This window comes from Pseudomonas sp. LBUM1641, from assembly GCF_059716235.1.
On sequence record NZ_CP166815.1, the window covers coordinates 2,611,015 to 2,633,150 of the forward strand.

The window sequence follows — 22,136 nt, forward strand, 5'->3', positions numbered from 1 at the left end:
AATGTTTCAGCCTTTATGTCTGATCTGGCCCAACGCAGTGCTGATTCCCACTCCCGCCGTGCCGCGCTGACCCTTGGCCTGTGCCTGCCCAGTGACGTGTTGCTGTACCTGGTACTGCCGATGGAGTCCCAGGCGTTTGGTATCACCCTGGCCCAGGCCGGGGTGCTGCTGGCGGCCAACCGTCTGGTGCGGATCTTCGGCTACAAGCATGTTCTGAATTTCTATGCCCGCAACGGTGATCGGCTGACGTGCTCCATCGCCGCCGGCGCTGCGGCGGTGTGTGCCCTTGGCAACTCGATGCTGTCCGGCTTTGCGGCCTTGCTCGGGCTGCGGCTGGTCTGGGGGCTGTGTTTTGCGGCGTTGAACCTTTCCACTCAGGTATTGGCCACCTCTGAACCGTTGGGTGCGGCGCGGCGGGCGGGGCGGTCGCGGGCGTTGATTGCCCTGGGGCCGATGCTGGCTTTGCCGTTGGGTGGGTGGCTGACGTTACAGGTGGGGCCACGGCCGATCTTCTGGATTCTGGCGGTATGTTGCCTGGTCGGGTTGTGGATGGCGCGGGGGTTGCCGACTGCGGGTCACAATTTGCATGGCACGCCGGGGCGGCGGTTCAAGTTGCCTGACAGTGTGGCGACCTGGTCGTTTATCGAAGGGGTGGCGCTGGATGGGCTGTTTATCTTTGGTCTGTCGATTCAGGCGCAGAAGATGTTGGGTGGGAATGCGGTATTGATTGCCGGTGGGTTGATGGCGCTGCGATATGTTTCGGAGTTGCTTCTGAGTCCGCTAGGGGGGCGCTTCGCTCAGCAGTTTGGTGCTACTTCGATGTTGTTGCTGTTTTCCTTTCTTAGTGCGTTGGCGTTGGGGGCGTTTGGTAGTCACTGGGTGATTGTGGGGGCGGCGGCGGTGTTGGTGTTGCGGGCGTTGCAGTTGCCGCTGGTGACGACGTTGGTGGCGGAGCGTAATCCGGGGGCGATGCGGGTTTCTGCGTTGGCGTCGAATGCGGTTTGGCGGGATGTGGGGGCGGGGCTTGGGCCTTTGCTGGCGGGTTTGTTGTTGCCGGTGGCGTCGGCGCCTTGGGTGTTTGGCGTGGCGGGGGCGGCGATTGCGGTCAGTGCGGTGTTTTGTTGGCGGGCGAGGGGTTTAGCTTGATGGGCTGGTTGAGGGGGAGCGTGGTACATATCCGTTTCTTCGGTAACGGCTGCTTAGGGTTCCGCGGGGGTGTCAGAAATTTTGTGTTCGGGCATACCATGAGCAAGAGGTGCATGTATGCCAACCAAAAAGAAACCACCGCTGCGTGAACTACCAAAAATCCCGAAAGAGCTGCTCGAGCAGTTCGCTGACGGCATGATGACCGCCGAGGCCATCGAAGACGCCTCAGCGGCTTTCAAGAAGGCTCTGATCGAGCGAGCCTTGAATGCCGAGCTCGGCCATCACCTGGGCTATCCGCCGGGCGCGCAGCGCCCAGAGGATGAAACCAACCAGCGTAATGGCAAAAGCGGCAAGACGGTTCTCACGGGCGATGGGCCGCTCCGGCTGGATATTCCGCGTGACCGGGACGGCAGTTTTTCGCCCATTCTGATCCCCAAGCACGAACGCCGTTACACCGGTTTCGATGACAAGATCATCGCTATGTACGCCCGCGGCATGACGGTCAGAGAGATCCGCGCGTTTCTCTCCGAGCAGTACGGTACGGACGTTTCGCCTGATTTCATCAGCTCGGTGACCGACGAGGTCATGGCTGAGATCGGCGCATGGCAACAGAGGCCCTTGGAGCCGATGTATCCGGTTATTTTCTTCGATGCCCTGCGGGTCAAAATCCGCGAAGAAGGACTGGTGCGTAATAAGGCGATCTACTTGGCACTGGGTGTTCTGCCTGACGGCACACGGGATATTCTCGGCATTTGGATCGAAAATACCGAGGGCGCCAAGTTCTGGATGAAGGTGTTCAACGACCTCAAAACACGCGGTATTGAAGATGTACTGATCGCCGTGACAGATGGACTCAAAGGCATGCCAGAAGCCCTTGGCGCTGTCTTTCCAGCGACGACACTGCAAACCTGCATTGTTCATCTGATCCGTAACAGCCTTGATTACGCAGCGTGGGATAAGCGTCGCGAACTGGCCAAGGCGCTCAAGCCGATCTACCAGGCGGTCACCGCCGAAGCGGCTGAACAGGCGCTGGACGCGTTTGAAACCGGGCCCTGGGGCAAGCAATACCCGACGGTAGTGGCTGCTTGGCGAAGGGCCTGGGATCGAGTCATTCCATTTTTCGTCTTCCCGCCAGCAATCCGAAAAGTGATCTACACCACCAACGCCATCGAGAGCATCAACGCTCAGCTACGAAAGATCATCAAGACTCGCGGCCACTTCCCGACCGACGATGCGGCAACCAAACTGATCTGGCTCGGGCTGCGAAATATCACTGCAAACTGGGGCTCGGCGGCCCATGACTGGAAAAGTGCGATGAATCAATTTGCGATTCTGTACGGAGATCGATTTATCAGGCCAACCTGGTAAAAGCACGGCCTGCCTGACGGCAGGCCGTTACCGGCCCGCACACAAAAAAACTGACAGTCCCGGTTCCGCTCTTACAGCGGGTCACTTTTGGCAAACGCCCGGAATGCCGGCCCAGCCAAAAGTAACCAAAAGGTCTTTGCCCCACCACTCGGTGCCTCGCCTGGGCTCGGCATGCCCGCACTCCGGCCCGGTTCCGCGGGCCGCCGCGACGGGCCATCCATGGCCCGGCGCGGCTAAATCGGCTTCCCTGCCGATTTACCCGCTCCACCGTGCCTGCTTGCGGCCATCGTGGTTGACGGGGCCCGCAGATCAAGATCACAAGCAGATCAAAAGCAAGAGCACAGCGGCCTACAGGCCGGCTTGAGTGGTAAAAGCAAAGGCAAAAACCAGAGCGAAAACAGATCTGCTTTTCTGTAGGAGCGAGCTTGCTCGCGAAAAACCTGAGGTCGCCGCGATCATCCAGGATGCCCGCGTCATCGTTAACGACCTTCGCGAGCAAGCCCGCTCCCACATTTGGACCGTGCCCGCTTTAGCTTTTGATTTGGCTGTTGCTGTTGCTTCACCACACTCAAGCCGGCCTGTAGGCCGCTGTGCCCTTGATCTGCTTTTGATCTTGATCTTAGGCGCCCCGTTAAACCACGCTGGCCGAACGTAGGCAGTACGGAGCGGGTAAACCGGCAGGACGCCGGTTTAGCCGCGACGGGGCAGGGACGCCCCGTCGCGGCGGCCCGCTTCGTGCTGCCGGAGCTGAGGGCACACCGAGCCTAGGCGAGGTGCCGAGTGGTGGGGCAAGAGCGTTTTGCTTACTTTTGCGCTGTTCAAAAGTGAGCCGCTGTAAGAGCGGAACCATAGGCGGCCGTTACCGCAGCAACGGATATGCACCCACAATCAGCGAGCCTTAACAGCCTCAACCCACCCCGGATCCAACCGCGTCTGGTCAGGCTCAATCCCCAACCCCCGCATCCTCTCCAGGTGCTCATCAACCTCCCGCACCAACTGCGCCTGAGAGCTCGAATTGGCGTCCAACTCGTGCATCTGCATCAACCCAAGGTGATAAAACCGCAGCAACTTGATCGCCACCGGATCATTCACTTTCACCCCGTCAGTCACCTTGTGCATCACGTTCGTCACACTCATCAAACTGCGCTTGAGCTGCCACCCATACACCGCCGGCGCCAGCCACGCCTGGCTCCAGAACGGCCCCCGCACCAGCCCCACGGTGATCAACACCCCGGCAAACACCCCACCCACGTTAAAGCGAAAGTTATCCCCGCCAGGCTCACCAAACACCATCACCGCCAGGCTGGAAAGCACCATCGCCAACACCACAAACAGCCCCGCTACAATCAGCGTGCTGCGGCGGGTCTGCTGGCGAAAGGTAATCGGGTCGCAGGGTTTGAGCTCAAACATCCGGGTGCAGTCTCCATGGGCAGAGTAGGGGTATCGCATCGGCTGGCATCTTCTCATGCTTCGCCCGTCGGAGTGACGGTAATCAGGTTGAACGATGGCACACAGCAATTTCTCTAAACCTCGTAGGCAACCGACCCCCAAGCGAGGTGAACCATGACCCGGTACCAGCAACAGCCGCCCGGCACACCCAACCCCGACCGCACCCCCGGCGAAGAGGAGCGTGACAACGACGCCCTGCGCCCCAACGACCCCGTCGAGCGGCAAGACGACGAAGAGCGGGTCGAAGAAGACCTGGAAAACCTGCACGACAAGGCCCGCCCGCTGTAAACCCGGCGCGCCAAGGAGATAGTCATGACTAATAGTACAAGCGGCCCGCATTCATCAGAGCATTCCAGCGGCAAGGATGACTTGGGTTTCGATCCCGATTCCCCGGACGTCGCCGACCCGCAGGTCGACCCGGTAGGCCCTGCGATTGCACCGTTGGACAAGCCTGAAAAAACCGGCAAGAAGCCGGCCTATGATCCATTGGGTGATCTGAAACCGTGAAATGAGCCCCGCCATCGAGCGGGGCTTTTTTCATCAGCCAAGCCGTTTCGGGGCTACCCAGGTCACCTCGGTGATGCCGAACTTCTCCGCCCAGGGCCGAGTGGTTTTTTTCACCCGCTCGTGGCCCGGTCGGCCTATCCGCCCCACGTGGGCAATGTCGGCGTCAACGGCCGCCCAATGCCACGCTTCGGCGTTGTTCATGACCTCGGCACGCACCACAAAGGTTTTCGGTTCGCCGTGTAGCAAGTAGTGGATGGTGTAGATCATTGCGGTACTCATGATGCCTCCCTGTCTTGTAGTGAATGGATATAAAACAGTTCAGAAAGGTTCAGAAAGTTTCTGCATCTGAGGGCTTGCATTTGATTCAAATCACAATTGGCAAACAACCACCTTCAAGGTATTAGTGATGCTTTCGCCACCGACTCAAGGATTGCGTCATGCCTGAGCTGACCAACAGCCGTCTGTACCTGCAACGCCTGGGCTACGACACACCGCCGCCGCCGACCCTGCAAACCCTGCAGGATTTGCAACTGCGCCATGTCAGTACCTTCGCCTTTGAGAGTCTGTCGACCTTGCTCCATTCACCTGTGCCCATCGATTTACCCAGTGTCGAGCACAAAGTCCTGTTCGATGGGCGCGGTGGTTATTGCTACGAGCTGAACCAGATGTTCCTGGCCTTGTTGCAGGAACTGGGCTTCGACGCGCGGGGCATCACGGGTCGCGTGGTGATGGGCGGGCCGCCCGACGCGCTGACGGGGCGCACCCATCGCCTGAGCCTGGTGACCCTGGACGGCATGCGTTACATCAGCGATGTCGGCTTTGGTGGCATGGTGCCCACCAGCCCGTTGCAACTGGACACCGATGCCACCCAGGCCACGGCCCATGAACCCTATCGCCTGAGCCTGAACGAGGGCAGCTACACCTTGTGGGCGCAGGTCGCCGGTGAGTGGCGCGGCTTGTATGTGTTCGACCTGCAGTTGCAGTCGCGCATCGACTACGAAATCGGCAACTGGTACGTCTCCACCCACCCGGACTCGCCGTTCTTCGGCCAGCTGAAAGTCGCACTGATCGGCCCGGGATTTCGCCGCACCCTGAACAATGGCCAGTACGCGGTTCACTACCTGGACCGGCCCAGCGAGAAGCGCGCCATCGAGGATGTGGACGAGCTGCTGACGCTGCTGCAAGCCAGCTTTGGCATTCGCCTGCCGGAGCATCCACAGTTGCGGCCAATTCTCGGTCGTTTGCTGGTCCCCGTCCAAGAAGCTTGAGATAGAGCCATCGCTGAACCGTTTTACCTCGAAAAAAGGTGGAAAATAATTCGAACCTTTCGTCAAAGCGAGGGTTCGAAGCGTTTCCTGAATAATTTGCCACCTACAATGGAGACGTAAAACGATGTCCAAACTATTCGGAAAATTCCTCAAGAATTCCTCGGTCCTGGCCCTGATTGCAGCACCTGGTGTGGTGTTCGCCGCAGCGCCGACTGACCCGATTTCCACTTTCGGTATCCTCGGCAGCTACAACGACTTCAAACTCGAAGGCGGTAGCCAGAGCGACAAGGACCACATGCCTGAAGCCGGCCTGTTCTACAACTTCGGCAACAAGCTGACGGCTGAATCGGGCTTTATCTACCAAGCCGGTATCGAGGCCAAGTACGGCGAGAAGAGCGACAACAAGCTCAAGGAAGGCCAGGCCGACCTCGACCTCGGCTGGCGTGCCGCGCTGGACGCACGCAACTTCGTCGACGTGCTGGTGGGTGGCGGCTACAGCTGGACCCGCTACGAGCCGGACTCGGGCGACTACGACATGAAACTCACCAACAAATCGCCATTCGCCAAGGCGGCCCTGGGCTACAACCACCAGTTCGACGACATGACCATGCGTGTTGAACTGGGTGCCCGTCATACCATCGACGGCCGCGCCAAGCTCAAGGTCGACGGCATCGGCAGCGACACCGTGGACCTCAAGGACCGCACCAACCCGTACGCCGAAGTCAGCCTGCTGATGAACCAGAAAGGCGACCTGCCGGTGATGGCGGGCCTGTACTACACCCGCACCGAGTACAAGCTCGATGGCGACTCGTACGTAGCCGACAACACCAAGCTCAAGCGTGACGAGTATGGGTTCAAGGTCGGTATCGCGTTCTAAGACCTGTTGCAGGGGTGGGGGGCCAACCCCCACCTTTCACTGTCCGCCCAAGCCCCCCTTTCTGTCCCCCAATACCCTCAACGCCGCGCCCTGGCTGCCTTAGTGTGGATCACGCTTTCACACAATAAGAGAGAAGGTGGCTATGCGGGCAATCAACCCCCGTCGCATCAGTCTGCTGCTGGCCGTGACCTGCCTGCTGACAGCCTGTGACGACAAACCGAAACATCCCCCCGAACGTGCCACGGCGGCCAATGCCATGCCCGGCGATTCAGCCCTGGCCCAGGTCTACGACACCAGTTGCAAGCTGTGCCACGCCAACCCGGCCTCCGGTGCGCCGCTGACCGGTGACGGCCCGGCCTGGAGCCCGCGCATCGCCCAGGGCCCGGACACCCTGCTGGACCACACCATCAATGGCTACAACGGCATGCCCCCGATGGGCCTGTGCGTGCAGTGCTCCGAAGAGCAATTCCTGGGGCTGATCAGTTTTATGTCGGGCCAACACATCCAATAAGAATAACGGGGTAGGCGATGGCGCTTTCACGGCGAGAATTATTGCAACGCGGCGCGGTAGCCGGTGCGTTCATGGCATTGACCAGTAACCCGGTGCTGGCCCAGTTGGCCCGGGCGCCGCGGCTGATCCCCTGGCGCAATTGGTCGGGGGCGCAAACCTGTTTGCCCCTGGCCCGGCTGGCGCCGAAGAACCTCGATGAACTGGTGCAGGTCATCCGCCAGGCACCGGGCAAGGTGCGGCCGGTGGGCTCGGGCCATTCGTTCAGTGCGTTGGTGCCCACCGACGGCACGTTGCTGTCCCTGAGTTATTTCAACGGCCTGCTGGAGCACGATCCGCACACCTTGCAGGCCACCTTCGCCGCCGGCACGCCGATGTCGCGCATGGGCCAGGCATTGAAGGACGTTGGCCAGGCGTTGCCGAACATGGCGGATATCGACTACCAGACCCTGGCCGGTGCCATCTCCACCTCGACTCATGGTACCGGCGTGGGCTTCACCTCGTATTCCGGCTGCGTCACCGGCCTGCAACTGGTGACCGCCCAGGGCGAGGTACTGGACTGCGACGCCAACCGCCACCCCGAAGTGTTCAGTGCCGCCCGCGTGTCCCTCGGCGCCCTTGGCGTGGCCACCCGGGTGCGTTTGCAAAACCGTACGCCGTACCGCCTGCGGGAGCGCCAGTGGATCGCCAAGACTGAAGAACTGCTGGAAGACGTGGCAAAAAACATCCGGGAAAACCAGCATTGGGAAATGCTCGTGGTGACCCATTCCGACTACGCCTTGTCCATCGCCCTGAATGAAACCACCGACCCTGAAACCCCACCCATCGACCCGGCCGAGGCGGGCGGCAACGAGTTTGTGTCGATCATCGAAAAACTCGACAAGTACGGCAGCGATTTCCCCGACGCCCGGCGGACCTTGCTCAACAGTCTGCGGTTTTTTGCCAGCTTCGATGACCGCGTCGCCGAGTCGTTCCAGGTGTACGCCAACGTGCGCAACGTGCGCTTTAACGAGATGGAATACTCGGTGCCCGCCGAACACGGCCCGGCCTGCCTGCGGGAAATCCTCAAGCTGATCAACGACAAGGACCTGCGCACCTGGTTTCCCATCGAGTACCGCTACGTCAAGGCCGATGACATTCCGCTGAGCATGTTCGAGGGCCGCGACAGCTGTTCGATCTCTGTGCACCAGCACTACACCATGGACCACCACAATTTCTTCGCCGCCGTAGAGCCAATCTTCTGGAAATACGCCGGCCGCCCGCACTGGGGCAAGTTGCACACCCTCAACGCGCGCACCTTGCAGCCGCTGTATCCGCGCTGGGAGGAATTCACCCGGGTGCGCCGCGAGCTGGACCCCAGCGGCAAATTCCTCAATGCGCACCTGTCGTCTATTTTGGGAGTGGCCTGATGAACCGCAGACATTTCATGCTCGGCACCGGCGTGTTGCTGGTGGGTGGTGCGATTTTGCTCAGGCCGGGCGACCGGGGCAGCCCGTACACCGAGTATTTCCGCAGCCTCAACCAGGAACTCAAGGCCCATGGGCCGATGCGCCCGGTGATGCTGATCGACCTCGATCGCCTGGACCACAACATCGAGGTGGTCATGCAGTCGGTGCAGCGCGGCGGCAAACACCTGCGGCTGGTGGAGAAATCCCTGCCGTCGCCGGGGCTGCTGGCTTACATCGCCAAGCGTGCCGGCACCCAGCGCTTGATGTCGTTTCATCAGCCATTTCTGAATCACGACGCCCAGGTCTTTCCCGATGCGGACATCCTGCTGGGCAAGCCGTTGCCGGTGCGTTCGGCCGAGCTGTTTTACCAGACCCATAAAGGCCCGTTCGATCCGTCCCGCCAGTTGCAATGGCTGCTGGACACCCCCGAGCGCTTGCAACAATACCTGGCGCTGGCCCAGGGGTTGGGCACGAAACTGCGGGTCAATATCGAGCTGGATGTGGGCCTGCATCGCGGCGGCATCAGCGACAACGCGGTGCTGGGGCAGATGCTGACGATGATCAGCGCGCATCCGCAGCAGCTGGAGTTCGCCGGGTTCATGGGCTACGACCCGTTCGTGGGCATGGGCGTGCCGGGAATCCTCGGCTCGCCCCAGGCGCTGTTCGACAAGGTCATGCAGCGCTACAACGGCTACGTGGATTACACCCGCCAGCACTTTGCGCCGCTGTGGCGTGACGGGCTGACATTGAACACCGCGGGCAGCCCGAGCTATCGCATTCACGAGCAGGAAAAGCTCAGCAGCGAGGTGTCGGTGGGCACCGCGTTGCTCAAGCCGACGCACTATGACTTGCCGTCGCTGAGTGAGCATGTGCCGGCGGCCTATATCGCCACGCCCGTGTTGAAAAGCACCGGGCCGGTGGATATCCCGGAGCTGGACGGCAAGTCGCGGTTGTTCTCGTGGTGGGATGCGAATCAGCGCGCCACGTTCTTTATTTATGGGGGGAACTGGATGGCCGAGTTTGAATCGCCCCAGGGCTTGCAGAGTAATGACCTGTACGGGCGCAGCTCCAATCAGGAGATGGTCAACGGCTCGCCCAAGGTGGGGCTGAACGTGGAAGACCAGGTGTTTCTGCGCCCGACCCAGAGCGAGTTTGTGCTGTTGCAGTTCGGGGATTTGCTGGCAGTGCGGGGCGGGAAAATTGTCGATGCTTGGCCGGTCTACACCTGACAACGCCGTTCCACTGTAGGAGCGAGCTTGCTCGCGAAAAACCCAAGGACGACGCGTTCATCCAGACAGCCCGCGTTATCGTTGACGTTTTTCGCGAGCAAGCTCGCTCCTACAGTTCTTGCCGGGTTTACAGCGCAAACGGAATCGTCAACTTCGCCCACAACATGTCGCCTTCCGGCCGGTTCTGCACATCAAACTCCTTGGCCCAGCGCACCTCGGCACTCGCATACTTGAGGAAAGTGAAATACACCGCCGGACCGATCGCAAACACCTGGCCCTTGACCCCGTCATCCACATCCTCGCCGTAGATGTTCACCACGGTACGCCCGTATTGCTTATCGTCGGTGGTCTGCTTGAGGTAATAACCGTTGAGCCCAAGGCTGAGGTTATCCGTCACCTTGTAGCTGGCCGAGTAATCGAAGTGAAAAATCTGCCCCGAACGGTAATGGGTATCGGGGTTTTCCTTGTTGAAACTGTAGGTGGTCTTGATCGACACCTCGGTACGGTCGTTGGGCAACCAGGTCGCCGATACCAGCGGTTTGTAGGTGTAGAAATTGTTGCTGGTATTGGCCAGGCGCGTGGCGTCGTACTCACCGGTGGGCAGGGTGATTTCCAGCGCGGTGCCCACGGTCAGGTTCTTGCCCAGGTCCCAGAGGATGATCGGCGCCACCGTAGTGTCGCCCATGCTTTCCCGAGTGTCGGACATGCCGAACAGCGACACCTGTTGCTTCAGGTACGGCTGGGCGATGTAGCCGCCCAGGCGCCCGCCGAACACCCGCAGCGGGCTGAGGTAATCCAGGCGCGGGATGATCGCATCGGACTTGATCTTCACGTCCGGCACCTTGCCACCCAACGAGCTGATATCGAGCTTCTTGGCTTCGTAATGGTTGTAGTAAATGTTGAAGGCGAACATGTGGTCCGGCAGGTTGTTGACGTCCAGCGGCAGGATGTAGAAGCCATCGGTGCCGGGGCCGATGTTGTCGACGCCGCCTTCGGTGGCCAGGGCTGGCAGGCTGAAGAGAGTCAACAGGGCGAGTTGCACGGGGTAAAACGCACGGGTCGGGTTCATGGCTGGGCTCATTATTATTGTTAGGGCGACGCTATCTATAGAAATAAGCCCTGAACGGCCAGCGGGGCAGGGTATTGGCGGCCACATAGGGGGACTTTGGCGGACAGCTTTCATCCAGAGTGCAGCAGTTCTTGCAAGCGCCTATGATTGTCAGGATGTTTCAAAAACAAGAACTGAAGCACTCAGTCGGGAATCGAACACCCATGCAAAGGAAAGCCGTTGATCCGCACTATGACTTGGCCCTGGTCTCGCCATTTCTGCTGCAAACCCTCGGACAAGTAGTCGCGCAAAGGGGCGCGAGTGCCGAGCACCTGTGCCGTGGCCTGGGATTTACCCTGGCCGACCTGGACGACCCGGCCCAGCGGATTTCCTATCGCCAGGCGGTAGCGATGATCCAGCGTGCACTCAAGGTGTTGCCCGACCAGGGGCTGGGCCTGTGGGTGGGCCATCAGAATGTGCTCGGTACCCTGGGCCTGCTTGGCCATGTGATTTCGCTGTGCAAGACGTTGCGCGATGCCTTCGCCATCGGTGAACGCCACCAGCACACCTCCGGCGGTATCGCCACCTCGCGCACCCATGAAGGCCACCAGGAAGTGTTCGTCGATATCGAATGCCTGCTGCCCTACGCCGAGGTGCAGGTGTTTGCCGCCGAGGAGTTCTTCGCCAGCCTGATGGTGTACGGCCGGGCCCTGGTGGGCGAGGGCTTCATGCCGCTGCGGGTCGAATTTATCCACGCTGCGCCCGTCTACGTCGCCGACTATCACCAGTTGTTTGGCGCGGATGTGCGTTTTGGTTGCCTGCATAACCGGATGGTCCTGGCCAGCCACTGGCTGGACTTGCGCCTGCCTAATCACCACGCCCTGGCCCTGCGCCAGGCCCTGGAATTGCTGGAGCTGGAAAGCGCCCAGTTGCATCAGAAAATGGATTTGATCCAGGCGGTGGAGCGCGCGATTTCCCGGGATTTGCAGGGCAGCCAGTTGGAAAAGGTCGCCAGTGACTTGAACATGAGCGGACGTACCTTGCGTCGACGCCTGACCGAGCACGGGCTGACGTTTGAAGGCTTGCTGGAACAGGTGCGCAGGGCGCGGACCATGGGGTTGTTGAGCAACCCTGGGTTGTCCATCGAACGGATCACCGAGGAAGTCGGCTACAGCGATGTGCGCAGTTTTCGGCGGGCGTTCAAGCGCTGGACCGGGCTGAGCCCCAGTGCATTCCGCGGCGAAGGCGCAGGGCCGGGGTGATCGTCAGGATTGGCCCCATTGGCTACCTGATCTTTCCCCGGATTGGCTATTTGTCCAACGCACCCGCGTCACTACTCTAGACACCAATCCCCACTGTTCTGGAGTATCACCATGCAAGCTCGTACCGACTTCTACACCGCCTCCCCGGACGCCATGAAAGCCATGCTCGCCCTGGAGGCCGCTGTCGGCAAACTGTCCATCGAACTGCCGCTGCTGGAACTGGTGCGCCTGCGCGTATCGCAGATCAACGGCTGCGCCTTCTGCCTCGACATGCACACCGCTGACGCCCGCAAGGGTGGCGAGACCGAGCGCCGCCTGTACACCGTGTCGGCCTGGCGTGAAACGCCGTTCTTCACCCCCCGTGAACGTGCCGCGCTGGCCTGGGCTGAAAGCCTGACCCTGCTCAGCCAGACCCACGCTCCGGATGCAGACTTCACCGAACTGGCCGCCCACTTCAGCGCGCAAGAGCAAGTCGACCTGAGCGTGGCGATCGCCACCATCAACAGCTGGAACCGCCTGGCGGTGGGCTTTCGCAAGATGCCTAAATAACCCCGCGTCACCTGTGGCGAGGGAGCTTGCTCCCGCTGGGCTGCGTAGCAGGCCCACAGAATTTTCCCACGAGATGCCGGGATTGCTTCGATTTGGACCGCAGATTAACCTCCCCCGGTTGCTGACACTCAGCAACCGGGCTTCGCGGCCCGCTAACTTGATGCATAATTGCCACCGCTTTGCGCCGGACACTTTGGTGTTCGGCGTTTCGTGTTATGGCAGCTGTGCGTGGGATACCTTCGGGTATGCCGAGTTCCAAGTTCTCGGTCCGCGAACCTGCGTACAGCTGCCACCTTCCATCGCGTCGCGGCGATCAGGTGCAGCTCCAGCCAAACTTGGAGATATGTCATGCACAAAATCACGCCGAATCCCCCGCCTAAAGATTCAGCAGCGCTGTTGGACGCTGCGAGTCGCGCTGCCCATCACGCTCTTCCACCCCCGCCACACACCAACGGCTACCTTCCACTGTTTTCCATCAATGCTGCCGCCAATACGGAGGCGCTGCTGGCCAACGCCTATGAGACCCTTAATGGCGCCTGCGGCCTTGTTCAGGATCTGGCGGAGACAATGGACGACAAGCAACGTTGTCAGTTACTGGCCATCGGGCAGTTGCTGGAGTTGACGGTGTTGTTGGTTGATCGGGCGATGGAGCAGAAATGTCCGGTCCAGGCGGTTAAGGAACCGTATTCAACCTACGAAGCAGATCCAGTGTGGGAGCTGTCGAGCCCCGGCGAGGCTGCGATGGCGGCGGCACAGTCAATATTGATATCGGCTGATCCACCGCCATCGCGGCCTCGCTAAAGCTCGACGGCTCCCACCTTTGTTCTTCTAGAAGTTAACTGTTGCACTCAAGCGCGCCGTCAACGGCGCACCCTGGAACAGGTAGTCATCGCCCATGTATTCGCCGGCATCACGCCAGTAACGCTTGTCGAACAGGTTGTCGACGCTCAGGCGAAACACCGTTTCATAGCCATCGAGTTTGGTGGTGTAGCGGCTGCCCACGTTGACGATGGCGTAGTCGCCCACTTCCACATCACCGGTGCGATTGGCGTACTTGTTGGCGCTGTATTGCACGCCGCCGAGCAACGCCAGGCCGTCGACCCAGGGCAGGGCGTAGTCGGTATATAGGCTGGCGCGCAGTTTCGGCACGTTGATCGCCTGATGGCCTTCGTATTCCGGCGTGCCGCTGCCCGTCACCCGTGCACGGATGGCCGCGACGCTGGCGGCGATCTGCAAGCGCTCGGTAGCCCAGCCGTTGGCGGATAACTCCAGGCCGGTGTTTTTCTGTTCGCCTTGTTGCACGTAGGTGTAGTCGCCGGCGTCATCCGGCTTGGCGTATTGATAGGCCTGGCGAGTCTGGAAGATCGCGGCGGCAAAGCTGATGCGGCGCCAGTCGTATTTCACACCGGCTTCGATCTGGCGGGAGACGGTTGGGGCGAGGGTGTCGTCTTTGTTCAGTGCAAACCACGGCGCGGTACCACCCAGGGACAGGCCTTTGCTGTAGCTGGTGTAGAGCGACAGGTTTTCAATCGGTTTGTAGATCAGCGCCGCCTGGGGCAGGAACACATACTGCTGAGTGTGGCGCGACTCGTTACCTTGATCATCGAAAGCCTTTTCATCCAGACGCACTTCGCGCCCGCCTACGATGGTCTGCCATTGCTCGTTGAAGCTGATGCGGTCGGTGACGAACAGTCCGTACTGGCGGCTGTCGAGGTTGCGGTGGCTATCGTTCAAGGGCTTATCGGTGGGCGCAAAGTTCTCCGGGTCCTGATTGATATTGCCGGAGCCAATCATCTCGTTGACCGATTCGCGCTTGTCCACTACGCGCCGAAATGCACTGGTGCCGAATGTCAGTTCATGGCCAAGCCCACCGGTATTGAACAACCCGGTCATCGCGGCCTGGATTTCATCATCGCGCCGGGTGTCATCAGGGCTGCGGAAGTCATAGATATCGTAGTTGCCTTCCGGGCTGAAGTAGTTCGGTACCTTGGCCCCGGCACAGCTCGCGGACCCGTAGCAGCCCCATGCAAACGAACTGTAATCATCAATCACCACCTTGCTGCGCGCCGCGCTCACGCTGCCTTTCCACTGGTCACTGAAGCGATACTCAAACTTGCCATTGAGGTTCAGCGAATCAATCCCTACCTGATTCGCACCGCTCTGATGCCCCAGCAGTTTTTTCGGTGACGCGTTGTGCGGCACCTCGGTCCCGCCCAGCAATTGATAACCCGGCACCGAGCGCTGCTGCTTGTTCTGATACTCGGCATCCAGCTGTAATACCGCGTCGGGGCTGATGTTCCAGTCGAACGCCAGGGACAGGAAATCCCGGTGGCCATTGGCATGTTCGACATAAGCGTTGAGGTCTTCATGGGCCACGTTCGCGCGCAGGCCGAACTGCTGCTCGCTGCCAAACCAGCCGCCGACATCGGTGGCCAGGTAGCCGCTGCCGCGATCATCGGTGGACACCGTCACCGAGCGCACATCCTCCGGGCGCTTGGTCACGTAATTAATCACGCCGCTGGGCTCGGAGATCCCGCTTTGCAGGCCCGACAATCCCTTGAGCAACTCCACGCGCTGCTTGTTCTCCAGGGCAACGTTCTGCTCGCCGGTGATGGTGCGGCCATTGATCTTGTAACTGCTGGCAGCATTCAGCGAGAAGCCGCGCACCACGAAGTTTTCGTAGTAGCCGATGGGTGCATAGCTGTCGCCCACCGATGCGTCATTGCGCAGCACTTCGCTGAGCAAGCGCGCCTGTTGATCCTTGATCAGCGACTCGTTGAACACCGCGATCGAGGCCGGCGTGTCGAGCAACGGCGCCTCATTGAAACCGCCCACCGACGCGGTATCGCTGTTATAGCCGGACTCATCCTGGCCCTGGACCTTCACCTCCGACAGCTCGATATCAGCCGCCTGGCTGCTACCAATGCCTGCGCTGAGCAACAGGCCGAGGGCAAAACGTGAAGGAACAGCGGGGCGAAGACGCAAAACCATGGGGGAAGGCCTGAGAGCGCAGAGCGGAGGGCGCATAAGCTAGGCATATCGGCGGGGTTTTACAAGTTTTCGAGAATGGTTCGCTTTGAGACGTCCCGTCTCAGCCCGCAGATCAATCCTGCTGCTCCTCGACAGCGGCCCCCGGCAACTGCGATAGACAAGGCTTCTCTCACCGTTGAAGGGGATCGTCATGAGTATCGCTGGAAAAGTTGCACTGGTGACCGGCGCCGGGCAAGGCATCGGCCGGGCCATCGCCCTGCGCCTGGCGCGGGACGGCGCCGACATTGCGTTGGTGGACATCAACAGCGCGAAGATTGAAGCGGTGGCGGCCGAGGTCGTTGCACTCGGGCGCAAGGCCTCGGTGTTTGTCGCCGATGTCTCCAAGCTGGAGCAAGTGGTCGCGGCGGTGGACCATGCCCACCAGACCCTGGGCGGTTTCGACATCATCATCAACAACGCCGGTGTCGCACAGATTGACGCACTGCTGGACGTGACCCCGGAACAGGTCGACCGCACGCTGCGTATCAACGTGCAGGGCACCCTTTGGGGCATCCAGGCCGCAGGCAAGAAATTCAAGGCGCTGAAGCAGAAGGGCAAGATCATCAATGCCTGCTCGATTGCCGGCCATGAAGGCTTTGCATTGCTCGGGGTGTACTCGGCCACCAAGTTTGCCGTGCGTGCGCTGACCCAGGCCGCGGCGAGGGAGTTGGCCAGTGACGGGATAACCGTGAACGCCTACTGCCCGGGTGTGGTGGGCACGGATATGTGGGTCGAGATCGACAAACGCATGGCCGAGATTACCGGCGCCGAGGTAGGGGCGACGTACAAGAAGTATGTGGACGGGATTGCGTTGGGCCGGGCGGAGACGCCAGAGGATGTGGCAGGGCTGGTCTCGTACCTGGCGGGGCCGGATTCGGATTACATGACCGGGCAATCGCCGTTGATTGATGGGGGGATTCTCTACCGCTGACCCGGCAGAATCACTCGGTCAAAATGTGGGAGCGGGCTTGCTCGCGAATGCAGAGTGTCAGGCACCTACTATGTGACTGATACACCGCATTCGCGAGCAAGCCCGCTCCCACATTTTTTACCGCGTTGGGTCATTGTTTTCCGGGCATGTCGATACCCAGTTGGTTAACCCGTCGATACAAGGTCGCCCTGGAAATCCCCAGCGCCTGCGCCGCCGCCAGCGGCTTCCACCGATGCCGAATCAGTGCGTCCAGCACCAACTGCCGCTCCGGGCTGACGCTTTCCGATGCTTCAGCCGCAACCGCGTCACCGCGAACCTCCACCGGCAAATCCACCAGCTGAATCGTCCCGCCGTCGCACACCGCGCAGGCATACGCCAGGACATGCCGCAGTTGCCGCACATTTCCCGGCCAGGCATATCCCAGCAGCAACTCCAGCGCCGCCGCTGCGATTCCCACGGCTACACCGCTGTGCCGCGCCTCCTGCTCCAGCAGACGATTGATCAACGCCAGTTTGTCCGTCCGTTCCCGCAACGGCGGCACGCAGAACCGCGCGCAGCCCAGGCGAAAGTACAAATCCTCGCGAAAGCTTCCAGCACTCACCAGCGCCGCCAAATCCCGATGGCTGGCGCAGATCACCTGGATATCCACCGCCCGGGTTTTCGCTCCGCCCAGCGGCGCCACTTCACCTTCGGCCATGACCCGCAGCAGTCGCGTCTGCAACGCCAGCGGCATGTCGCCGATCTCGTCGAGAAACAACGTGCCGCCATCGGCCTGCAACAGCAGCCCGGTCATGCCCTTGCTGGAGGCACCGGTAAAGGCGCCGGCCACGTAGCCGAACAGTTCGCTCTCAATCAGGTTTTCCGGGATCGCCGCGCAGTTCACCGCCACAAAGGGGCCGTCGCGACGAGCGCTGCGTTCATGCAACTGGCGGGCAAACACTTCCTTGCCGGCACCGGTTTCGCCCTGGATCAGCACCGGCAGGTTGCGGTCCTTGACCCGCACGGCCAGGCGCAAATGCTCTTCCACACGAAGGTCTGTCTGACTGGCCAAGGACGTTACCGCCCGCGCCGCTTTGCGCCGTGGCGCGCTGACCCGCACCTGCAACGCCCCCGGTTCGCCGAGCCAGTGCAATTGCTGCGTCGATTGATCGGTCACGGCGCGCAGCGCGTCCAGGTCAAACACTTCGCCGATATGCTCCGGCAACTGTCCGAAGCGCACCCTCAGGGCCTGCCGCGCCTTGCTGTTCAAGGCTTGCAGTCGCCCGTCCTGATCCCACGCCAGCAGCATGTCCGGCTGGCTGTCGACGTAACCCGGCGTGCTGTGGGCCTGCAACACCCAGTGCTGCCGGGCGCTGTGCATGAAAAACGCGTTCTCGATGGCCCGTGCACTTTGCGCCACCATCTGCCGCACCAGGTGCTGGCTGCGCCGATCATCCGGGGACTTGAGGGCAGAGGCATCCATCACGCCCAGCAGGTTGCCCTGGGGATCGAAGATCGGTGCGGCAGAGCAGGTCAGGCCAATAAATGCCGCCCGAAAGTGGTCGCGCTTGTGCACGGTTACCGCGGCCTTGCTGGTCAGCACCGTGGCCACGCCGCAAGTGCCTTCCTCGGCTTCCGACCAGCAGGTGCCAAGGTACAGGCCGGCCTTGCGGCAGTCGTTGCGAATGCCGGCGTCCACACGATGGTCGATGGTCTGGCCCTGGGCGTCGGTGAGCATCACGCAGTAATCGGCGTGGCGCACCCGGTTGTGAATCTGCCCGACTTCCTCGCTGGCGATGCGCATGAACAGTTCGGCGCGTTCGCGGCATTCCTTGAGCAGGGTGCTGGTGAGGATGCGCGGCCCTTGCAGGGAACCGGGGTCGAGGTGGTGCTGCTCCATGGAGCGGCGCCAGGAGTCAAAAATCAGCGACGGCACCGGCACCGGCACCGGCGCCTGGGGCAGGCGGTCGGCGTTGCGAACCACGCGGCTGACGCAGTCGACATGGTCCTTGGAGTTCACGGCGAGCATTGAAGCCTCCGGTTCTCGATCCTTGTTGTTATGCCCGCCATTAAGCGCCCATGGGCCGGGCGGGACAAGGGCGGCCTGACCAACTGCCCGAGGTGAGACGCAGCGTCTCATCCCGCCTGAGACGCTGCGGGCAGGTTGCAACAGCGCGTCTCATTGAACGGGCCACAGTGGCATGCCTGGGGCTCTCGGCAGCTGCTCTGGATCAAGGCTTTCCCAGGTTTTCCAGCGGATTGGCACAGGCCGTGCTGAGTGCTTTGCAGCTGGCCTGATCCAGCCTTTTGTGTGTCGAGACAACCTGGAGAACAACAAGATGTCCACTCACCTGTCCACCGATCAATTGCTCCATGCCTACACCGTGATGCGCACCATCCGTGATTTCGAAGAACGCCTGCACGTGGAATTCGCCACCGGCGAGATCCCCGGTTTCGTGCATTTGTATGCCGGCCAGGAAGCCAGTGCGGCCGGGGTCATGGCCCACCTCAACGATGAAGATTGCATCGCCTCCAACCATCGTGGCCACGGCCATTGCATCGCCAAGGGTGTGGACGTGTTTGGCATGATGGCCGAGATCTACGGCAAGAAAACCGGGGTGTGCGGCGGCAAGGGCGGCTCCATGCACATCGCCGACCAGGAGAAGGGCATGCTCGGCGCCAACGGCATTGTGGGGGCCGGTGCGCCGCTGGCAGCCGGTGCGGCCCTGGCGGCCAAGCTCAAGGGCAGCCAAGGCGTGGCCGTGGCGTTTTTTGGTGACGGCGGCTCCAACGAGGGCGCGGTGTTTGAAGCCATGAACCTGGCCTCGATCATGAACCTGCCGTGCCTGTTCGTGGCCGAGAACAACGGTTACGCCGAAGCCACGGGGTCCGGCTGGTCGGTGGCCTGCAAGGACATCGCCGAGCGCGCCGTGGGCTTTGGCATGCCGGGCGTGATCGTCGATGGCAATGACTTTTTTGCCGTACACGCCGCCCTCGGCGTTGCGGTAGAGCGTGCCCGCAGCGGCAAAGGGCCGACGCTGGTGGAGGTCAAACTGAGCCGTTTCTACGGGCACTTCGAAGGCGATGCGCAAACCTATCGCGGCCCGGATGAAGTGAAGCACCTGAGGGCAACCGGCGACTGCCTGAGCCTGTTTCGCCAGCGTTGCACCGCCGAAGGCTGGCTCGACGCAGCGCAGTTCGAACGCATCGACACCGAAGTCGCGCAACTGATCGAAGACGCCGTGCGCCTGGCCAAGTCCGATCCCAAACCCCAGGCCGCCGACCTGCTCAGTGATGTCTACGTCGCCTACCGCTAACCGCCACCCACTACAAAAACAATCCGTGGAGAAGTCATCATGGCTAGAAAAATCAGCTATCAGCAGGCAATCAATGAAGCCCTGGCCCAGGAAATGCGCCGCGACCAGAGCGTGTTCATCATCGGCCAGGACGTGTCCGGCGGCACCGGTTCACCGGGTGAAGAGGACGCCTGGGGCGGCGTGCTCGGCGTTACCAAGGGCCTGTATCCGGAATTCCCCGACCGCGTGCTCGACGCACCGCTCTCCGAGGTCGGCTACGTGGGCATGGCCGTCGGCGCGGCCACCCGCGGCATGCGCCCGGTGTGCGAATTGATGTTCGTCGACTTTATCGGCTGCTGCCTTGACCAGTTGCTCAACCAGGCGGCGAAGTTTCGCTACATGTTCGGCGGCAAGACCACCACACCGCTTGTAGTGCGCGCCATGTACGGCGCCGGCCTGCGTGCCGCCGCCCAGCATTCGCAGATGCTCACCTCGATGTGGACACATATTCCCGGGCTCAAGGTGGTGTGCCCGGCCACGCCCTATGACGCCAAGGGCATGCTGATCCAGGCGATACGCGACAACGACCCGGTAATTTTCCTCGAACACAAAATGCTCTACAGCCTCCAGGGCGAAGTGCCGGAAGAGCTGTACACCGTGCCGTTTGGCGAAGCCAATTTCGTGCGTGAAGGCAATGACGTAACCCTGGTGACATACGGGCGCATGGTGCATATCGCCCTGGAAGCCGCGGCCAACCTGGCGCGCCAAGGCATCGATTGCGAAGTGCTGGACCTGCGCACCACCAGCCCGCTTGACGAAGACAGCATCCTTGAAAGCGTGGAGAAAACCGGGCGCCTGGTGGTGATCGACGAATCCAATCCACGCTGCTCGATTGCCACGGATATCAGCGCTCTGGTGGCGCAACGCGCGTTCAGCTTCCTGCGCGCGCCGATCGAAATGGTCACCGCGCCCCACACGCCGGTGCCGTTCTCCGATGCCCTGGAAGACCTGTACATCCCCAACGCGGCGAAGATCGAAGCTGCGGTGCTGAAGATTGCCGACAAGAGGAACGCCGCATGATCCATACACTGACCATGCCCAAGTGGGGGCTGTCGATGACCGAGGGCCGGGTTGATGTCTGGCTCAAGCAGACGGGCGACCGGGTGGAAAAGGGCGAAGAAGTGCTGGATGTCGAGACCGACAAGATCTCCAGCAGCGTCGAGGCGCCATTCAGCGGAGTGCTGCGGCGTGTGTTGGCCCAGAGCGATGAGACCTTGCCGGTGGGGGCATTGCTGGCAATCGTGGTGGAAGGCGAGGCCAGCGAGGCCGAGATTGATGGGGTGATCGAGGCGTTCCAGGCGGGGTTCGTTTCCAATGCTGCCGAGGCTGAAGCCAGCGGGCCATCGGCATATAAGGTCGAAGTGGGCGGGCGCTTGTTGCGCTATCTGGACCTCGGGGAGGGCGGCACACCGCTGGTGCTGATCCATGGTTTTGGTGGCGACCTGAATAACTGGCTGTTCAATCACCCGGTGCTCGCGGCTGAGCGGCGGGTGATTGCCCTGGATTTGCCGGGGCATGGCGAGTCGGGCAAGTACCTGAAAGCCGGCGACCTCGAGGAGTTGAGTCAGGCGGTGTTGGCGCTGCTGGATCATCTGAAGGTTGACCGCGTGCACCTGGCGGGGCACTCGATGGGTGGGCTGGTTTGCCTGAACATCGCGCGATTGGCACCGCAGCGTGTGGTGTCGTTGACCCTGATTGCCAGCGCTGGCTTGGGTACGGAAATCAACGGTGATTACCTGCAAGGTTTTATCGAGGCCAATAATCGCAATGCACTCAAGCCGCAACTGGTGCAACTGTTCAGCGACCCGGCGCTGGTGACCCGGCAGATGCTGGAAGACATGCTCAAGTTCAAGCGGCTGGAGGGGGTGGATCAGGCGTTGCGCCAGATCACCGGGGCGTTGTTCAGTGGTGGTCGGCAGTTGGCGGACCTGCGCAATGTTGTCGGGCAGCAGCCGAGCCTGGTGATCTGGGGCAGTGAGGACGCAATTATTCCGGCGAGCCATGCCCAGGAATTGGAGGCTCAGGTGGAGATACTGCCGGGGCAGGGGCATATGGTGCAGCTGGAGGCGGCGGAGCGGGTGAATCAGTTGATGCTGGCGTTTCTCAAAAAATATTCCTGAAAAATAAGGGCGCTTTTGTGGCGAGGGGGCTTGTCCCCCGTTGGAGTGCGAAGCGCTCCCG

At 61.2% G+C, this 22,136-nt stretch carries 21 protein-coding genes; 16 read left to right on the forward strand and 5 right to left on the reverse strand.

What is annotated here, in order from left to right:
* Nucleotides 1–15: 15 nt before the first annotated feature.
* On the forward strand, nucleotides 16–1,146 hold the full coding sequence (locus ACA046_RS12020; RefSeq protein WP_076016074.1) for an MFS transporter: 1,131 nt from the start codon (nucleotides 16–18) through the stop codon (nucleotides 1,144–1,146).
* 117 nt (nucleotides 1,147–1,263) lie between these two features.
* The gene (locus tag ACA046_RS12025; RefSeq protein ID WP_497674398.1) at nucleotides 1,264–2,514 is read left to right on the forward strand and encodes an IS256 family transposase; all 1,251 of its coding nucleotides are present in this window, start codon (nucleotides 1,264–1,266) and stop codon (nucleotides 2,512–2,514) included.
* An 888-nt stretch (nucleotides 2,515–3,402) separates the two neighbouring features.
* On the opposite strand, the gene ACA046_RS12030 is transcribed toward ACA046_RS12025, so the two are convergent.
* The gene (locus ACA046_RS12030; protein ID WP_167663802.1) at nucleotides 3,403–3,924 is read right to left on the reverse strand and encodes a DUF3087 family protein; all 522 of its coding nucleotides are present in this window, start codon (nucleotides 3,922–3,924) and stop codon (nucleotides 3,403–3,405) included.
* Between the two features lie 153 nt (nucleotides 3,925–4,077).
* Between ACA046_RS12030 and ACA046_RS12035 the strand changes: the two genes are divergently transcribed.
* Nucleotides 4,078–4,251: a hypothetical protein gene (locus tag ACA046_RS12035; RefSeq protein ID WP_497676609.1), complete on the forward strand. Its 174-nt coding sequence runs from the start codon at nucleotides 4,078–4,080 to the stop codon at nucleotides 4,249–4,251.
* A gap of 24 nt (nucleotides 4,252–4,275) precedes the next feature.
* Complete coding sequence (locus ACA046_RS12040) at nucleotides 4,276–4,470, forward strand: DUF6021 family protein (protein WP_076015767.1); 195 nt, start codon at nucleotides 4,276–4,278, stop codon at nucleotides 4,468–4,470.
* A 33-nt stretch (nucleotides 4,471–4,503) separates the two neighbouring features.
* Here the strand turns inward: ACA046_RS12040 and ACA046_RS12045 are convergent, their stop codons facing one another.
* On the reverse strand, nucleotides 4,504–4,749 hold the full coding sequence (locus tag ACA046_RS12045; RefSeq protein ID WP_063028819.1) for a DUF6555 family protein: 246 nt from the start codon (nucleotides 4,747–4,749) through the stop codon (nucleotides 4,504–4,506).
* 158 nt (nucleotides 4,750–4,907) lie between these two features.
* On the opposite strand from ACA046_RS12045, the gene ACA046_RS12050 reads away from it, so the two are divergent.
* The 5 genes from ACA046_RS12050 to ACA046_RS12070 all read left to right on the forward strand — a co-directional run bounded on the left by ACA046_RS12050 (nucleotide 4,908) and on the right by ACA046_RS12070 (nucleotide 9,800).
* Nucleotides 4,908–5,738: an arylamine N-acetyltransferase family protein gene (locus tag ACA046_RS12050; RefSeq protein ID WP_459027924.1), complete on the forward strand. Its 831-nt coding sequence runs from the start codon at nucleotides 4,908–4,910 to the stop codon at nucleotides 5,736–5,738.
* Nucleotides 5,739–5,862: 124 nt separating this feature from the next.
* Entirely contained in the window at nucleotides 5,863–6,615 is a 753-nt protein-coding gene (locus ACA046_RS12055; RefSeq protein WP_459027926.1) for an outer membrane beta-barrel protein, read from the forward strand.
* 142 nt (nucleotides 6,616–6,757) lie between these two features.
* Complete coding sequence (locus ACA046_RS12060; RefSeq protein WP_106119853.1) at nucleotides 6,758–7,126, forward strand: c-type cytochrome; 369 nt, start codon at nucleotides 6,758–6,760, stop codon at nucleotides 7,124–7,126.
* Nucleotides 7,127–7,203: 77 nt separating this feature from the next.
* The gene (locus ACA046_RS12065; RefSeq protein WP_497677072.1) at nucleotides 7,204–8,532 is read left to right on the forward strand and encodes a D-arabinono-1,4-lactone oxidase; all 1,329 of its coding nucleotides are present in this window, start codon (nucleotides 7,204–7,206) and stop codon (nucleotides 8,530–8,532) included.
* Nucleotides 8,532–9,800, forward strand: a complete 1,269-nt coding sequence (locus ACA046_RS12070; RefSeq protein ID WP_497676610.1) for a DSD1 family PLP-dependent enzyme — start codon at nucleotides 8,532–8,534, stop codon at nucleotides 9,798–9,800. Before ACA046_RS12065 ends, ACA046_RS12070 begins: the two co-directional genes overlap by 1 nt.
* 127 nt (nucleotides 9,801–9,927) lie before the next feature.
* Here ACA046_RS12070 and ACA046_RS12075 read toward each other — a convergent pair whose 3' ends face one another.
* On the reverse strand, nucleotides 9,928–10,869 hold the full coding sequence (locus tag ACA046_RS12075) for a SphA family protein (protein WP_497676611.1): 942 nt from the start codon (nucleotides 10,867–10,869) through the stop codon (nucleotides 9,928–9,930).
* A 203-nt stretch (nucleotides 10,870–11,072) separates the two neighbouring features.
* Here ACA046_RS12075 and ACA046_RS12080 point away from each other — a divergent pair, with 203 nt between their 5' ends.
* The 3 genes from ACA046_RS12080 to ACA046_RS12090 all read left to right on the forward strand — a co-directional run bounded on the left by ACA046_RS12080 (nucleotide 11,073) and on the right by ACA046_RS12090 (nucleotide 13,460).
* Entirely contained in the window at nucleotides 11,073–12,110 is a 1,038-nt protein-coding gene (locus ACA046_RS12080) for an AraC family transcriptional regulator (RefSeq protein ID WP_497676612.1), read from the forward strand.
* 111 nt (nucleotides 12,111–12,221) lie between these two features.
* Nucleotides 12,222–12,659: a carboxymuconolactone decarboxylase family protein gene (locus ACA046_RS12085; RefSeq protein WP_459027935.1), complete on the forward strand. Its 438-nt coding sequence runs from the start codon at nucleotides 12,222–12,224 to the stop codon at nucleotides 12,657–12,659.
* Between the two features lie 348 nt (nucleotides 12,660–13,007).
* The gene (locus ACA046_RS12090; RefSeq protein ID WP_497676613.1) at nucleotides 13,008–13,460 is read left to right on the forward strand and encodes a DUF6124 family protein; all 453 of its coding nucleotides are present in this window, start codon (nucleotides 13,008–13,010) and stop codon (nucleotides 13,458–13,460) included.
* Nucleotides 13,461–13,487: 27 nt separating this feature from the next.
* Here the strand turns inward: ACA046_RS12090 and ACA046_RS12095 are convergent, their stop codons facing one another.
* Nucleotides 13,488–15,650 carry a TonB-dependent siderophore receptor gene (locus tag ACA046_RS12095; protein WP_497676614.1) on the reverse strand — a complete coding sequence of 721 codons (2,163 nt, stop codon included), beginning with the start codon at nucleotides 15,648–15,650 and terminating at the stop codon, nucleotides 13,488–13,490.
* A 190-nt stretch (nucleotides 15,651–15,840) separates the two neighbouring features.
* Here ACA046_RS12095 and ACA046_RS12100 point away from each other — a divergent pair, with 190 nt between their 5' ends.
* Nucleotides 15,841–16,620: an acetoin reductase gene (locus ACA046_RS12100; protein ID WP_459027941.1), complete on the forward strand. Its 780-nt coding sequence runs from the start codon at nucleotides 15,841–15,843 to the stop codon at nucleotides 16,618–16,620.
* 130 nt (nucleotides 16,621–16,750) lie between these two features.
* Here the strand turns inward: ACA046_RS12100 and ACA046_RS12105 are convergent, their stop codons facing one another.
* Complete coding sequence (locus tag ACA046_RS12105; protein WP_497676615.1) at nucleotides 16,751–18,628, reverse strand: sigma-54-dependent Fis family transcriptional regulator; 1,878 nt, start codon at nucleotides 18,626–18,628, stop codon at nucleotides 16,751–16,753.
* A 310-nt stretch (nucleotides 18,629–18,938) separates the two neighbouring features.
* Between ACA046_RS12105 and ACA046_RS12110 the strand changes: the two genes are divergently transcribed.
* The 3 genes from ACA046_RS12110 to ACA046_RS12120 are packed head-to-tail and all read left to right on the forward strand — an operon-like array spanning nucleotide 18,939 to nucleotide 22,075.
* Entirely contained in the window at nucleotides 18,939–19,916 is a 978-nt protein-coding gene (locus ACA046_RS12110) for a thiamine pyrophosphate-dependent dehydrogenase E1 component subunit alpha (protein WP_497676616.1), read from the forward strand.
* Nucleotides 19,917–19,955: 39 nt separating this feature from the next.
* On the forward strand, nucleotides 19,956–20,975 hold the full coding sequence (locus ACA046_RS12115) for an alpha-ketoacid dehydrogenase subunit beta (protein WP_497676617.1): 1,020 nt from the start codon (nucleotides 19,956–19,958) through the stop codon (nucleotides 20,973–20,975).
* The gene (locus ACA046_RS12120; RefSeq protein WP_497676618.1) at nucleotides 20,972–22,075 is read left to right on the forward strand and encodes an acetoin dehydrogenase dihydrolipoyllysine-residue acetyltransferase subunit; all 1,104 of its coding nucleotides are present in this window, start codon (nucleotides 20,972–20,974) and stop codon (nucleotides 22,073–22,075) included. Before ACA046_RS12115 ends, ACA046_RS12120 begins: the two co-directional genes overlap by 4 nt.
* The last annotated feature ends 61 nt before the right edge of the window (nucleotides 22,076–22,136 follow it).

Bases quoted from the DNA above. Each gene is read 5' to 3' on its own strand.
- ACA046_RS12030 (WP_167663802.1), bottom strand. From the start codon at position 3,924: ATGTTTGAGCTCAAACCCTGCGACCCGATTACCTTTCGCCAGCAGACC.
- ACA046_RS12110 (WP_497676616.1), top strand. From the start codon at position 18,939: ATGTCCACTCACCTGTCCACCGATCAATTGCTCCATGCCTACACCGTG.
- ACA046_RS12025 (WP_497674398.1), top strand. From the start codon at position 1,264: ATGCCAACCAAAAAGAAACCACCGCTGCGTGAACTACCAAAAATCCCG.
- ACA046_RS12095 (WP_497676614.1), bottom strand. From the start codon at position 15,650: ATGGTTTTGCGTCTTCGCCCCGCTGTTCCTTCACGTTTTGCCCTCGGC.
- ACA046_RS12055 (WP_459027926.1), top strand. From the start codon at position 5,863: ATGTCCAAACTATTCGGAAAATTCCTCAAGAATTCCTCGGTCCTGGCC.
- ACA046_RS12115 (WP_497676617.1), top strand. From the start codon at position 19,956: ATGGCTAGAAAAATCAGCTATCAGCAGGCAATCAATGAAGCCCTGGCC.
- ACA046_RS12040 (WP_076015767.1), top strand. From the start codon at position 4,276: ATGACTAATAGTACAAGCGGCCCGCATTCATCAGAGCATTCCAGCGGC.
- ACA046_RS12120 (WP_497676618.1), top strand. From the start codon at position 20,972: ATGATCCATACACTGACCATGCCCAAGTGGGGGCTGTCGATGACCGAG.
- ACA046_RS12045 (WP_063028819.1), bottom strand. From the start codon at position 4,749: ATGAGTACCGCAATGATCTACACCATCCACTACTTGCTACACGGCGAA.
- ACA046_RS12075 (WP_497676611.1), bottom strand. From the start codon at position 10,869: ATGAACCCGACCCGTGCGTTTTACCCCGTGCAACTCGCCCTGTTGACT.
- ACA046_RS12080 (WP_497676612.1), top strand. From the start codon at position 11,073: ATGCAAAGGAAAGCCGTTGATCCGCACTATGACTTGGCCCTGGTCTCG.
- ACA046_RS12035 (WP_497676609.1), top strand. From the start codon at position 4,078: ATGACCCGGTACCAGCAACAGCCGCCCGGCACACCCAACCCCGACCGC.
- ACA046_RS12090 (WP_497676613.1), top strand. From the start codon at position 13,008: ATGCACAAAATCACGCCGAATCCCCCGCCTAAAGATTCAGCAGCGCTG.
- ACA046_RS12060 (WP_106119853.1), top strand. From the start codon at position 6,758: ATGCGGGCAATCAACCCCCGTCGCATCAGTCTGCTGCTGGCCGTGACC.
- ACA046_RS12070 (WP_497676610.1), top strand. From the start codon at position 8,532: ATGAACCGCAGACATTTCATGCTCGGCACCGGCGTGTTGCTGGTGGGT.
- ACA046_RS12105 (WP_497676615.1), bottom strand. From the start codon at position 18,628: ATGCTCGCCGTGAACTCCAAGGACCATGTCGACTGCGTCAGCCGCGTG.
- ACA046_RS12020 (WP_076016074.1), top strand. From the start codon at position 16: ATGTCTGATCTGGCCCAACGCAGTGCTGATTCCCACTCCCGCCGTGCC.
- ACA046_RS12100 (WP_459027941.1), top strand. From the start codon at position 15,841: ATGAGTATCGCTGGAAAAGTTGCACTGGTGACCGGCGCCGGGCAAGGC.
- ACA046_RS12085 (WP_459027935.1), top strand. From the start codon at position 12,222: ATGCAAGCTCGTACCGACTTCTACACCGCCTCCCCGGACGCCATGAAA.
- ACA046_RS12050 (WP_459027924.1), top strand. From the start codon at position 4,908: ATGCCTGAGCTGACCAACAGCCGTCTGTACCTGCAACGCCTGGGCTAC.